The sequence below is a fragment of the Acrocarpospora pleiomorpha genome, assembly GCF_009687885.1.
In the GTDB taxonomy this organism is placed as follows: domain Bacteria; phylum Actinomycetota; class Actinomycetes; order Streptosporangiales; family Streptosporangiaceae; genus Acrocarpospora; species Acrocarpospora pleiomorpha.
Window position 1 is genome coordinate 253062 of sequence record NZ_BLAF01000005.1, and the last position, 12300, is coordinate 265361.

Below are 12300 nucleotides of genomic sequence, written 5' to 3' on the forward strand. Positions count from 1 at the left end.
AACAGCCGGATCAGAGATCCGGTCTTTTCGCCGTGCGATTTTCACGAATGGAGTCTCGGAATATGAATTCGGAAACGATCCGCGCCGCTCTCGAAGAAGTCGCCGATTTCGGCTCCTTCTTCGCTTTGCGAATGAGTGGCGATCCGACGGGATGGCATGACGTCCGCCTCGATTATGAACGCGGATTCACCGATCTGGTCGACTCGACAGCCGAAAGATACGGCACGACCGAAAAACGGATCGGCGCCTCGATCGCCCAGTTGAGCCACGCCGCCCGACTCTGGTCACCGGTCATCGGCACCGTCCTCACCCACGGTGTGGTCCCCGACCTGACCCGCCTCGACCGCGCCGACGACGGCCCGGGGCTGCGTCTCCCCACCGTGTCCGGATGGCCCTACGAATCTCCCCGACAGCTCTACGATCTCGTCATGCACGGCCATTTGGAGCCCTTCACCGCAGGACTCAAGATCAAGATCGCGCCTCGGTTGCTGGCCGGCAATGCCGCCTCCGCCGTCGCCGAAGCAGGACGCGCGGTTGTGGCGGCCCGGCCGGAACTGGCCGACGCCGCCACTGACTTGGTCGACGGACTACTCGCCGAAGGCGACCTGGCCGGAAAGGGAAAAATAATCTCGCCGGATCTCGCATTCCACCGTACCACCTGCTGCCTCTATTACCGCGTCCCGCACGGGAGTAAATGCGGCGACTGCGCATTATTGAATTCGCCGTGAGGCTGTGCCTAAAGTACTTGCCAGGAGCTACCCGATGCTCGCCGGCACCGCCGCCGCCCCGACGACGGCCGAAGCCAGGCGGGCCGCACTGCGTGAGGTGCTGGAACGCGACGCGGTCACCCACTGGTGGGCCAGCGGAACATCAGCCGCACCCCTGGCCGAGCCCGATCACGGACCGCTCGCCAAAGCACTCGGGGAAGCGTCGGAGTCCGGGCTGTCGGTGACGCTGCTGCGTCTGCCGTCGGAATTCGGCGCCACCGTCGCCGGTGCCTTCGTCGAGGATGGCGGGAATCGGATGCGCGGAGCTCAAGGTCTGCCGGGTCGTCGCGCCCGGCCTCCACTGCAACGCCCCGGCGGCCTTCCCGCTTGCGCGCCCGTCGGAGAACTCCGTCCGAACACCGGACGTAGGGACGCGGGCATCGGGCGGCCACCGGTTGGAGGGCGGCCGGAGCCGTTGCTAGGCTCCGGCCATGAAGTGCCCGAAACGGACGATGCGCGGTCTGCGCTCGGCCTTGGTGGCACTCAGCACCACCGTGATCGCGGTCGCGGCCCATCGCGCCCACGGCACGACACCGCCTCTGCTGGCTCTGGTCCCCGTGGTCCTGGCAGTCTGGGGCGTCGCCTACGGGCTGGCGGGCCGCAGGGTCAACCGGCGGGAGTTGCTGACCCTGCTCGGCGCCGCCCAGCTCGGCATCCACGGCCTCAGCGTCTACCTGGCGGACCCGATCCACCCCGGCCACTACGGTATCGACGACACCTCGTCGTCTGGAGTCCTCTCGCACGCGGCGGCCACCGTTCTCACCGCGCTGCTGCTGGAGTACGGCGAGCGGATGTGGTGGGGGCTGCTCTCCCTGCTCGGGGTGCGCTACCGCACGGTCCACCTCCGCGATCTTCCGCCGCCGGTCCGGCGCCCCATCCCGGTCGCCTCCCGCGCCGTTCCCCTGCTGACCCGGCTGTGCGCCGGGCCCGTCGGGACGCGTGCCCCGCCCCTCCTCACCCAGATCTGAGCACCACGGGGACAACAGGCCCCGCTTCCCCCAACCGGACCCGACGGTTCGGCCATGATCTGTTTCAGAGGAGAACCCCCATGAGCTCTGCCCTGCGCAACACCCTGCGCACCACCGCCGTCGGCACGGCCGCCCTAGGGCTGGTCCTGTTCGGTGCGAGCGCGGCGTCGGCCCACGTCACCGTCACCCCCTCCACCACCGCGGCCGGCAGCTACACCGTGCTGACCTTCTCCGTCCCCCACGGCTGCGACGGGTCGTCCACCACCTCGGTCGCCATCTCGATGCCCGAGCAGATCATCGCGGTCACCCCGACGGTCAACCCGGGCTGGGACGTCGAGAAGAAGATGGAGAAGCTCGACACCCCGGTCGACAACGGCCACGGCGGCCAGTACACCGAGCGGGTCGACCAGGTCGTCTACACCGCCAAGACCCCGCTGCCCGATGGCCTGCGCGACGCGTTCGAGCTGTCGCTGAAGCTCCCGGAGGAGGCGGGCGCCAAGCTCGTCTTCCCGGCGATCCAGAAGTGTGAAAAGGGCGAGACGCCCTGGACCGAGGTCACCGAGGACGGCGCCGAGGAGCCGGAGCACCCTGCTCCGTTCATCGTTCTGACCGCCGCCCAGGCGGCGGGGCACGACGCGGTCACGCCCGCGCCCGTGCCGACCGCAAGCGCGGCCCCGGCGATCGCTCCCTCGCAGGCCGCGGCCGACTCGGCGGCGTCCTCCGACTCGGGCGGCGCCGGTGTGGTCGGCTGGGCCGGTCTGGTGCTGGGCGCGATCGGGGCGGCGGCGGGCGTGACCGCGCTGGTGCGCAGCAGGAAGACCTCTTGATCCGTCCGGTTCGCCGGACGTCCGGGTGGGTGCGGCCGTCGGCCACGCCCACCTGGGCCGTCGTGCTCCTGGCTGCCTTCCTGGTCCTCCTCCTGCCGGGTACGGCCGACGCCCACGCCGTACTGAAGAGCTCCGACCCCACCGACGGCCAGGTCCTCGCCCAGGCGCCGCGCACGATCACGGCCACCTTCAACGAGGCGATCAGCCTCGCTCCGAAGGGGAACATGCTGCTCGACTCGGCCGGCCGCCCGGTGCCCGCCGACATCCGCTCGGTGAACGACACCGTCGTTTACACCCCGGCGTCGACCCTCGCCGAGGGCACGTACATCGTGAGCTGGCGGGTCATCTCCGCCGACACCCACCCGGTCGGCGGCGGCATCAGCTTCTCCGTCGGCAAGCCGAGCGCGAGCTCCGTCGCCGTTCCCACCCAGGTCGCCGACCGCGAGGTGAACCTGCTCCGGATCGGCGCCGAGGTGCTGCGGTACGGGGGAGTGCTCGGGTTCGCCGGTCTCACCGCCTTCGGCCTGTTCATCGCCGAGCCGAGCGTGCGCAGGTCGGCGACATTCGCCCGGAGGGTCCGGCGTGTCCGCGATGCGCTGGCCGCCGCCGCGGTGTTCGGCGCCGCTGCCCTGGTCCCGCTGGTCAAGCTCTGGCAGGACGGCGCGGGCGTCGGCGACCTGTTCTCCGCCTCCTTGTGGCCCGCGGCGCTGTCGACGGCGCCCGCCGCCGCCGCGGCACTGCTGGCCGCCGGCACCGTGATCGCCCTGGTCGCGGTGCGCCGCGAGCTGCCGGTCGTCGCGGCGGCCGGGGCGGCGCTGGCGTTGGGCTCTCTCGCCGTGGTCGGCCACACCAGGGTGTACGGGCCGGGCTGGCTGGTGCTCGCCGCCGACCTGCTGCACCTGGCCACCGCCGCGCTCTGGTTCGGCGGGCTGCTCGGGCTGTGCCTGCTGTTCCTCCCCGACCCAGACCACCGGGTGGCCGAGGTCGCCTCGGCGGTCGGTCGCTTCTCGGGTGCGGCGCTGTGGCTGGTCGCCGGGCTCGGCGCGAGCGCGGTCCTGCTGTGGTGGCGGATCGCCGACAGCGTGGACGGCCTGTGGACGACCGGCTACGGCCGGCTCGTCCTGGTGAAACTCGTGCTGGTGCTCGCCGTCATCGGCGTCGCCGCCTGGAACCGGTACCGGCTCGTCCCCTCGGTGCTGTCCGGCCCGCGCCGGCAGGACACCCTCGGGGCGCTGCGCCGTACGGTCGGGATCGAGGCGGCGGGTCTGGCCGTGGTGGTGGCCGTCACCGGCGTGCTGGTCTCGCAGACGCCGCGAGAAGAAGTTGCCGCCGCACCCGCGGCGACCGCGCCGTCTCCCTCCGCCGGGCCCAAGACGCTCACCGCGGCCGTCGGCGATGGCAAGGCCACCATGGTGATCAGCCCCGGCAAGCGGGGGGTCAACGCGCTCCAGCTGTCCCTGGTGGACGGCAAGGGCGTGCCGCTGGTGCCGCATGAGACGCCTGAGCTGTCGGTGCGGCTGCCCGCGTACGAACTGGGGCCGTTCAAGAAGCCGCTGTCCACGACGGGCAAGGGCACGTACGAGGCGACGGTCGACTTCCCGCTCGACGGGACGTGGACGGTGACGCTGGTCGTGCGGCTGTCGGAGTTCGAGAGCCCAGTCGTCTCCCAGAAGGTGGTGATCCCATGAGGTCGGTCTGCCGTGCGGTCCGGGCCGCCGGAGTGGCGCTGGCGGCGGTCGTGCTGGCGCTGCTGCCAGCCGCTCCGGCGCTGGCGCACGTGCTGCTGGAGTCCGCGCAGCCCAATGGGGACGGTTCGGTCACGCTCACCTTCTCCTTCGACCACGGCTGCGACGGGCAACCGACCGAGGCGCTCGTCGTCAGAGTGCCGGCCGGGTCGTCGGTGCTGTCGGCCGGGCAGCCGGTCGGCTGGCGCAACGTGGTGAAGGGGAACACGGTCGAGTGGACCGGCCCGGGGATCGCCGACGGCACCAAGGCGGCCTTCACCCTGAAGGCGCGGCTGTCGGGGAAGGTCGGCACGCCGCTGCTCTTCCCGACCACACAGCGGTGCGGCGGAGGCAAGGGGTATGAGTGGATCGGCGTCGATGACGCGTCCGAGGAGCCCGCACCCCGGCTGATCGCCACCGCCGCCGTCCTGGACCCGGCCCTCAACCCGGCCCCGCCCCCAGCCGTGGGCGCGGACGGCGCCGACGACGTCCAGGTGGCCGTGGCACTGGGAGCCTTCACCGCGCTGGCGGCCCTGACCGCTCACCTGACCCGCCGACGTCTCCGCCGCCCTGACCCCGGCCCGACGGCATCCTCGGTATAAAGATCGCGGCCGCTACCCTCTGCGAGATCCTCAGGAAGGAAGGCGCTGATCCGGAGCGTCTCGGCTACGTGCCATCTCGCATCCCGTCGCCGATCCACTGGACGACCTGAACGTACGCCGACGGGACCGGATCGGTGGAGCTATTCACGTACTCGCGTGCCGGATTCAAATCGGCCGGCAGCGCGGCGACCGGCTTGGAGGTCATCGAGGTGCCCCGGTCGGCGTGTACGTGCCCAGGGGCCCGCCCTCCGTTGGCGGCGATGGCATCGGTGATGAACCGCTCGGCCAGCCCCGCGCTTTCCCGGGTGTGGACCTGCCAGTGCACGACGTACCGCCAGTAGATGTCGATCATCACGTACAAGTCGTAGTAGACGCCCCTGGCCGGCCCTACCAACTTGGTGATGTCCCAGGAGAAGACCTGGCTCGGGCCGCGGGCGACCAGCTCAGGCCGTACCCGGGCCGGGTGAGTGGCGTGACGGCGCCGCTCGCGGACCTCGCCGCGGGCACGCGGCAGCCGGTACATGGTCGAGATGCTGCACAGGTAGGTGCCTTCGTCCAGCAGCGTGGCCAGGGACCTGCCCGTCAGCGCGCATGCCGCCGTGACGCCGACGACAGGCTCCTGCGCCGTCAACGCCTCATCGATCACTTCTTGCGCGGCGTGTCGTCGTCCGCGCCCTCGGAGAGCAGTTCCAAGCTTGAGATTTAACCCTCCTTCTTGTCTCCCGTCTTCGCGAGACTGTCCGTTTTGCGAAGTTCGGATCCAAGACGGTAGCGGGGAGCTGGCCTATTCTTCCCTCCGGGAGGGCGCCCGGACCGGGGTGAGTGGATTTCGGCAGACGCGCCGACGTGCCCAGGCGATCATGGACATGCCGAAATGCGCGGCGGACCCGATACGGCGTCAAGGGCCGTCCGGGCCGGGGCCGCCGCTCCCAGGGACGGCGAAGATCGCCGACCAGGTGTCGGGCGAGACGTAACTGGACGTAGGCGGCGAGGAGCAGCCAGGTCCAGCGGACCGCCTGCTCGGGATGCCGGACGCGGGCCGCCGTCCAGCCCAGCTGGGACTTCATCATTTTGAAGGTGTGTTCCATGTCGAAGCGGCGCAGGTAGGCTCGCCAGCAGACATCCAGATCAGGTTCGGGCAGGCCGGAGTACCACAGCCACATGGTCCGATGCGGGCTGCGGCCGTTGGGCAGCCGTTCGACCCGGACCTGGATGACGGTGCCCTCGATGATCGGCAGCCGGGAGAACAGCTCACCCTCCAACAGGGCGAAGTAGCCGGTCCGCTGTACCTTCTGGTGCATGCCGTGCCAGGCGCGGACCTCCACACGCCCGTACTTGGTGGTGTCGGGGACGACCAGGACCTGATCCGGTGGCCGCGTGTCCGCGTCGGCGGCCAAGTTGAAGCGCCGACCGTGGACGCCGTTGCGGCCGGGCCCGGGTTTGCGGGGTCCGGGCCGGCCGTCGTAGAAGACGCGGTCCCCGGCGATGCGGACCAGCAGTTGGACGTCAATGCCTTCCAGTGCGTGGGTGAGCGCGGCGGCGGCATAGCCTTGATCCAGGACGAATAACGGCCTCGGCCGCTGGCCGGGGTCCTTCTGCTCGGCCAAGCGTTCGGCCAGGTCGCGGATCTGAGTAGCCGTCGTGGTCACTGGGCAGGCGCCTTCGGGCAGTCGGCGGGCATCGACGGGCAATGTCCACGACGAGCTGCCCCATTCCAGTCCGGTGACCCACTGGAACTCCCAGCCGGGGACGACTTTGCGGTCACCGTCGCAGTGGCACGGCGCGTAGTGCAGGCCACGATCGGGTGAGCACTCGGCATTCGGGCGGGGAAAGGTGGTCGCATCGACACCGAACATCAGGGGTGCGTCGGTAGGAAGCTGGGCGGCCAACAGGTCACGCAGACGATCCTCGTCGATACCACCGTCGGCCAGCGCGTCGTAGAGTGCGCCGTGCCCGCGGCGGAAGAGCGGCGACAGCGACAGCTCCACCAGGGAGGTGACGGGACCATCAGTGCACAGCACCGCGTCGGTCGCCTGTCATGGCCATCTTCAGAGACGGCAGCGTGCTGCACGTGCTCGGAGGTGACGGCGACGTCCGCGATCTGTCGCTCGATCCGGAGCGGGGCCTTACCAGAGGTGCGTCAACGAGGGGGCAGATCCATGACGCCCGCCGAGTGGTAGGAGCACGGGGGCAGCGAGGTGCCCTATACGGAAGTCTGCTGAGGCAACCGCGACGATGAACGCGACAGGTCACCCGCGGTGGTCACTGTTAGGTTGCGCACGAGATGGTGGCTAGCATCGTTCGGGATATGAGCGCAGCAATAGTTGTGAAGGATCTCGCGGCCGGGCACGGGGAGCGGGTCCTGTTCTCGGGGCTCGATCTCGTGGTCGCCCCTGGGGACGTCATCGGGCTCGTCGGGGTCAACGGTGCGGGCAAGTCGACGCTGTTGCGCCTGCTCGCCGGCCTCGACGCGCCGGAGCAGGGCGGCATCAGCCTCACCCCGGCCACGGCGGTCGTCGGCCACCTGCCCCAGGAGCCGGAGCGCAGGCCAGGCGAGACCGTCCGCCTGTTCCTGGCCCGCCGTACCGGCGTCGCCCAGGCACAGCGTGACCTCGACGCCGCCACGCAGGCACTGGTGGAGGGCCTGCCGGGTGCCGAGGACGCTTACAGCACGGGCCTGGAGCGCTGGCTCTCGCTGGGTGGCGCGGACCTCGACGAGCGCGCCACCGAGGTGGCCGCCGACCTGGGCCTCACGGTCGGCCTCGACCAGCCGATGACTTCGCTGTCCGGCGGCCAGGCGGCCCGCGCGGGGCTTGCCTCGTTGCTTTTGAGCCGCTACGACCTCTTCCTGCTCGACGAGCCGACCAACGACCTCGACCTCGATGGGCTCGACCGGCTGGAGAAGTTCGTGACCGGCCTGCGCTCGGGCACGGTGCTGGTCAGCCACGACCGCGAGTTCCTCGCCAGGACCGTCACCAGCGTGCTCGAGCTCGACCTGGCCCAGCATCGGGTTCGGCTGTACGGCGGCGGCTACCAGGCCTACCTGGACGAGCGTGAGGTCGCGCGGGCGCACGCCAGACAGCAATACGAACAGTACGCCGAGACCCGCACCCAGCTCGAGGCCCGCGCCCGCACCCAGCGCGCATGGATGGAAAAGGGCGTCAAGAACGCGCGCCGCAAGATGAGCGACAACGACAAGATCGGGCGGAACGCCCGGGTCGAGACGACCGAGAAGCAGGCCGCCAAGGCCCGCCAGACGGAAAGGCTGATCGAACGACTCGATGTGGTGGAGGAGCCGCGCAAGGAGTGGGAGCTGCGGATGGAGATCGCCGCCGCGCCCCGCGCCGGAGCGGTCGTCGCAACCTTGCGCGGGGCGGTGGCCCGCCGCGGCTCCTTCAGGCTCGGTCCTGTCGATCTGGAGATCGGCTGGGCCGAGCGGGTGGCCATCACCGGGGCCAACGGCGCAGGTAAGACCACATTGCTGGCCGCGTTGCTCGGTCGGCTTCCGCTTGAGGAGGGGCATGCCTCACTCGGCCCCGGCGTGGTGGTCGGAGAGGTGGACCAGGCACGAGGATTCTTCCTGGGAAGCGAGCCGCTGCTGGATGCCTTCGGGGCGCTGGTCTCGCCGATACCGCCCGCCGAGGTGCGCACGCTGCTGGCCAAGTTCGGGCTCAAGGCCGCCCACGTGATGCGCCCTGCGGCAACCCTGTCGCCTGGCGAGCGGACCCGGGCAGCCCTGGCGTTGCTGCAGGCCAGGGGTGTCAACCTGCTCGTACTCGACGAGCCGACCAATCATCTCGACCTGCCCGCGATCGAGCAGCTGGAGTCGGCGCTCGCGCACTATCCAGGCACGCTGCTGCTGGTCACGCACGACCGGCGCATGCTCGAGGCGGTGCAGGTGGGCCGTCGCCTGCGGGTCAGTGCGGGGCTGATCACCGAGATCTGAGTACGACCAGAGCCCTGGCGACGCTGATCACCCTGTGGGCCAAGAAAGTACGGCGAGTAGCGGCCCGACGTGCGAGAGCCCCGACGCTCAGTCTGCCCACCTTTCGGCTGGGCCGGACCACAGGGAGGTCCTTCCGTGAACCTCGTCACGGCCGTCAAGCTCATATCCGCAGCCCAGGCGGGCCGGTCATGACCGGCCTTGGCGACATCGCACTGCTGGTCGGCGCAGGGCTGCTCGCCGGGGTGGTCGGCACTGCGGGCGGCATCACCTCCTTGATCTCCTATCCCGCCCTTCTCGCGGTGGGTCTTCCCGCCCTGTCGGCGAACGTGGCCAACATCGTCGCGCTCGTCGCCTGCTGGCCTGGCTCGGCCCTCGCCTCTCAGCCCGAACTGGTCGGCCATGGACTATGGCTGCGCCGGTGGGTGCCGCTGTCGGCCCTGGGCGGGGCGGCGGGCTCGCTGTTGCTACTGTCCACACCGCCGGGCACCTTCGCCCGCGTCGTGCCGTTCTTGGTAGCCGCCGGTTCGGTGGCTCTGCTCGCCCAGCCCCGGCTTGCCGCCCGCAGGCACCGGCGCGGCCATCCTTCAGGAGCGGGCGGTGTGATCCTTCCGCTGGGACTGACCGCGATGTCGGTGTACAACGGCTACTTCGGCGCCGGGTCCGGCGTGATGATCCTCGCCCTCCTCCTGATCACCGCCGAGCCCCATCTGGCCACCGCCAATGCCCTGAAGAACATGGTCCTCGGCGCCGGGACGCTCATCTCCGCCGCCGCCCTCACCGTTTTCGGCCCCGTCGACTGGACGGCCGTCGCGCCCCTGGGACTGGGCATGTTCGTCGGCTCCACGCTCGGCCCCCGCATCGCACGCCGCCTACCGGCCACTCTGCTGCGCTGGCTGGTAGTCCTGATCGGCATTGGTCTGGCAATCCAGCTATGGATCAACCCAAACGGCTGATCACCTCCACGAGGGCTTGCAGGCCAGAACGACGGCTCTGCTTCGGTCGCCCCGGGGCACGGTCGAGGAGCTGGTCGGCAGCGAGCCCGGCGCCCTGTCGATCTGGGCGGCCGACGAGTTCGGGTTCACCTGCGCGGCCGGAGTCTCGTCTACCAGGCCGTCAACCCGCCGGAAGGCGCCGTGGAACTGCTCATCATGGTCTTCCCGGGCAAACCGACGGAACCGATCGTTCACAAGTAGCCGTCAGCCCTTGCGGTAGGCGTGCAGGACGTCCTGCCGCAGCAGGTATGCGAACCCGGCCTGGCTCAGGCGCGACCCGAGTTCGGGCGATGTCGATCCCGAGGGCGTCCGCCGTCCTGCCCAGATGCGCTTGAGCTCGCCCGCCGGTCGGATCCACCCGGTGATGGCACTCGTCTCGTCACGACCGTGCACGCTCTGCGCATGGCTGGACAGTAACGATTGCCAAGTAGTGAATTGCCTACTATTCAGCTGTTCGGTAGTGCCACTATCCATGTGCTGGTCGGTAGGTCGGAGGAGTCACGCCGCCTCCATGCCGGCAGCAACGATGTGCGCGGTGACCAGCATCGACAGGAACCAGATCCGGGAGCCGACCGCGCTTGCCGCCGCCGCCGACCTGCTGTCGGCCGGGGGTGGATGTCTCGAAAACTCGCGAGGAGGCTCCCTTGACTGGCAACATGCTCGGGTATAAAAACAAACGGAACAACATCGAAACGGCGGTGAATCAACAGCAATGTACGCCGAGGAACGGCAGCAGGAGATTCTGCGTGAAGCCCGGTCCGCGGGGCGGGTCAACGTGGTGAGCCTGGCGGAGCAGTTCGGCGTCACGACGGAGACGATCCGCAGGGACCTGACGGTTCTTGAGCGCGCGGGTGTGTTGCGGCGCGTGCACGGCGGGGCGATCCCGGTCGAGCGGCTTGGCTTCGAGCCCGCTCTCGCGGCGAGGGACGAGGTCATGACGGCGGAGAAGGAGCGCATCGCCAAGGCGGCGCTGTCCGAGTTGCCGCAGGATGGCGCCATCGTCATCGATGCGGGCACGACGACGGGCCGCCTTGTTCAGGCCATACCCGCCGATCGCGAGCTCACCGTCATCGTCAATTCGCCGCCCTTGGCGACCGCGCTGGCCGCGCGTGCCAATGTGACGGTGTTCATGCTGGGGGGCCGGGTCCGGGGGCGTACGCTCGCGACGGTCGAGGACTGGGCACTCCAGCAGCTCTCCCAACTGCATATCGACGTGGCCTTCATGGCGACCAACGGCTGTTCCGTAGCCAAGGGACTGACGACGCCCGACCCGGCAGAGGCGGCGATCAAGCGAGCCATGATCGCCTGCTCACAGCGGGCTGTGCTGCTGGCGGACCACACCAAGTTCTCCGACAACTACCTGACGCGCTTCGCGGCGTTGTCCGAGATCGATGTGATCATCACTGACACGCGGCTGGATCTCCAAATCGCCGGGGATGTGGCGGCTGCCGGACCAGAGGTTGTGCGCGTATGATCCTCACGCTGACGCTGAACCCAAGCCTGGACCGTACCATCGAGGTCGGCTCGCTGACCCGCGGAGCCGTCATCCGGGCGGCGGCCGCTCACCTTGACCCCGGAGGCAAGGGGGTCAACGTGTCACGCGCGCTGCTGGCCAACCAGGTGCGGTCGCGCGCCGTCATCCCGTTCGGCGGGGCCGAAGGGCAGCAGCTCGTGGCCCTGCTCGCCGCTGCGGGCATCGACATGATCTCCGTTCCGGTGGCAGGGTCGACCCGTTCCAATGTCACGCTGGCGGAACCCGACGGAACCGTCACCAAGATCAATGAGCCTGGCACGCCGCTGACGGCGGCCGAGCTCGACACGCTGGCGAGCGCGGTCCTCGACGCCGCCGGATCGGCCGACTGGGTCGTCGCCTCGGGCAGCCTGCCGCCCGGTGTGCCGACCGAGGTGTACGCCGTTCTGTGCGAGAGGTTCGTCAGCGCCGGCATCCAGGTCGCGGTCGACACGAGCGGACCGGCCCTGGTCTCCGCGCTTGCTGCCGGCCCCACGCTGATCAAACCCAACCGCGAGGAACTCGCGGAGGCGACCGGCACCCCGATCACCTGCCTCGGCGACGTCATCGACGCCGCGGGCAAGCTCAGGGCGATGGGCGCACGCTCGGTGCTGACCAGCCTCGGCGCCGATGGAGCCGTGCTCATCGAGGGCGACCAGGTCTGGTACGGCACGTGCCCCGTCGAGGAGCCGCGCAGCAGCGTGGGCGCGGGCGACTCCATGCTCGCGGGATTCCTGGCGGCGGGCGCACGCGGCGAATCGGCGCTGGCCGAGGGCCTCGCGTGGGCGAGCGCCGCCGTGGGACTGCCGGGCAGCCGCATGCCGAGCCCGGCCGACATCGATCGCACAGCTGTCCGGATCTGCACCGCTGATCCGGCCCTGCCGCTCATGCCCGGGGGATGAGCGGCGCATTCCCCCCACCAGGCGGCCCTCGCAAGGGTTCGCCCACCCCGAAGGAGTACATC

Annotated in this window: 11 protein-coding genes and 2 pseudogenes; 10 read left to right on the forward strand and 3 right to left on the reverse strand. The window is 69.9% G+C overall.

Annotated features, from left to right (window positions below):
* The first annotated feature begins 62 nt into the window (after positions 1 to 62).
* The 6 genes and pseudogenes from Aple_RS04055 (at position 63) to Aple_RS04070 (ending at position 4888) form a co-directional block, all read left to right on the forward strand.
* The gene (locus Aple_RS04055) at positions 63 to 728 is read left to right on the forward strand and encodes a (2Fe-2S)-binding protein (RefSeq protein WP_218038102.1); all 666 of its coding nucleotides are present in this window, start codon (positions 63 to 65) and stop codon (positions 726 to 728) included.
* Positions 729 to 762: 34 nt separating this feature from the next.
* Positions 763 to 1005, forward strand: a pseudogene (locus Aple_RS56170) (YcaO-like family protein); the annotation flags it as partial.
* A 193-nt stretch (positions 1006 to 1198) separates the two neighbouring features.
* The gene (locus Aple_RS54200; RefSeq protein ID WP_246264113.1) at positions 1199 to 1735 is read left to right on the forward strand and encodes a hypothetical protein; all 537 of its coding nucleotides are present in this window, start codon (positions 1199 to 1201) and stop codon (positions 1733 to 1735) included.
* A 185-nt stretch (positions 1736 to 1920) separates the two neighbouring features.
* Positions 1921 to 2562: pseudogene (locus Aple_RS54205) on the forward strand (YcnI family copper-binding membrane protein); the annotation flags it as partial.
* Positions 2559 to 4250 (forward strand): copper resistance CopC/CopD family protein, encoded by a 1692-nt coding sequence (locus Aple_RS04065; protein WP_155343071.1) that lies wholly within the window; start codon positions 2559 to 2561, stop codon positions 4248 to 4250. The pseudogene Aple_RS54205 and the gene Aple_RS04065, both read left to right, overlap by 4 nt.
* Positions 4247 to 4888, forward strand: a complete 642-nt coding sequence (locus Aple_RS04070; RefSeq protein WP_155343072.1) for a DUF1775 domain-containing protein — start codon at positions 4247 to 4249, stop codon at positions 4886 to 4888. Before Aple_RS04065 ends, Aple_RS04070 begins: the two co-directional genes overlap by 4 nt.
* 64 nt (positions 4889 to 4952) lie before the next feature.
* Here Aple_RS04070 and Aple_RS04075 read toward each other — a convergent pair whose 3' ends face one another.
* Positions 4953 to 5519 (reverse strand): DDE-type integrase/transposase/recombinase, encoded by a 567-nt coding sequence (locus tag Aple_RS04075; RefSeq protein ID WP_155343073.1) that lies wholly within the window; start codon positions 5517 to 5519, stop codon positions 4953 to 4955.
* A 4-nt stretch (positions 5520 to 5523) separates the two neighbouring features.
* A complete protein-coding gene (locus tag Aple_RS04080) occupies positions 5524 to 6909 on the reverse strand; it encodes an NF041680 family putative transposase (protein ID WP_155343074.1) in 1386 nt (461 codons plus the stop codon).
* Positions 6910 to 7196: 287 nt separating this feature from the next.
* Between Aple_RS04080 and Aple_RS04085 the strand changes: the two genes are divergently transcribed.
* The gene (locus Aple_RS04085; RefSeq protein WP_155343075.1) at positions 7197 to 8834 is read left to right on the forward strand and encodes an ABC-F family ATP-binding cassette domain-containing protein; all 1638 of its coding nucleotides are present in this window, start codon (positions 7197 to 7199) and stop codon (positions 8832 to 8834) included.
* Positions 8835 to 9022: 188 nt separating this feature from the next.
* Positions 9023 to 9787 (forward strand): sulfite exporter TauE/SafE family protein, encoded by a 765-nt coding sequence (locus tag Aple_RS04090; protein WP_155343076.1) that lies wholly within the window; start codon positions 9023 to 9025, stop codon positions 9785 to 9787.
* A 243-nt stretch (positions 9788 to 10030) separates the two neighbouring features.
* On the opposite strand, the gene Aple_RS04095 is transcribed toward Aple_RS04090, so the two are convergent.
* On the reverse strand, positions 10031 to 10219 hold the full coding sequence (locus Aple_RS04095; protein ID WP_155343077.1) for a hypothetical protein: 189 nt from the start codon (positions 10217 to 10219) through the stop codon (positions 10031 to 10033).
* A gap of 319 nt (positions 10220 to 10538) precedes the next feature.
* Between Aple_RS04095 and Aple_RS04100 the strand changes: the two genes are divergently transcribed.
* Both Aple_RS04100 and pfkB read left to right on the forward strand, forming a co-directional pair.
* Entirely contained in the window at positions 10539 to 11300 is a 762-nt protein-coding gene (locus tag Aple_RS04100) for a DeoR/GlpR family DNA-binding transcription regulator (RefSeq protein ID WP_155343078.1), read from the forward strand.
* Positions 11297 to 12238 (forward strand): 1-phosphofructokinase, encoded by a 942-nt coding sequence (gene pfkB, locus Aple_RS04105; protein ID WP_155343079.1) that lies wholly within the window; start codon positions 11297 to 11299, stop codon positions 12236 to 12238. The genes Aple_RS04100 and pfkB overlap by 4 nt, the downstream gene beginning before the upstream one ends.
* The last annotated feature ends 62 nt before the right edge of the window (positions 12239 to 12300 follow it).

Coding starts and splice junctions, on each gene's coding strand:
- Aple_RS04055 (WP_218038102.1), top strand. CDS start 63: ATGAATTCGGAAACGATCCGCGCCGCTCTCGAAGAAGTCGCCGATTTC.
- Aple_RS54200 (WP_246264113.1), top strand. CDS start 1,199: ATGAAGTGCCCGAAACGGACGATGCGCGGTCTGCGCTCGGCCTTGGTG.
- Aple_RS04070 (WP_155343072.1), top strand. CDS start 4,247: ATGAGGTCGGTCTGCCGTGCGGTCCGGGCCGCCGGAGTGGCGCTGGCG.
- Aple_RS04085 (WP_155343075.1), top strand. CDS start 7,197: ATGAGCGCAGCAATAGTTGTGAAGGATCTCGCGGCCGGGCACGGGGAG.
- Aple_RS04090 (WP_155343076.1), top strand. CDS start 9,023: ATGACCGGCCTTGGCGACATCGCACTGCTGGTCGGCGCAGGGCTGCTC.
- Aple_RS04100 (WP_155343078.1), top strand. CDS start 10,539: ATGTACGCCGAGGAACGGCAGCAGGAGATTCTGCGTGAAGCCCGGTCC.
- pfkB (WP_155343079.1), top strand. CDS start 11,297: ATGATCCTCACGCTGACGCTGAACCCAAGCCTGGACCGTACCATCGAG.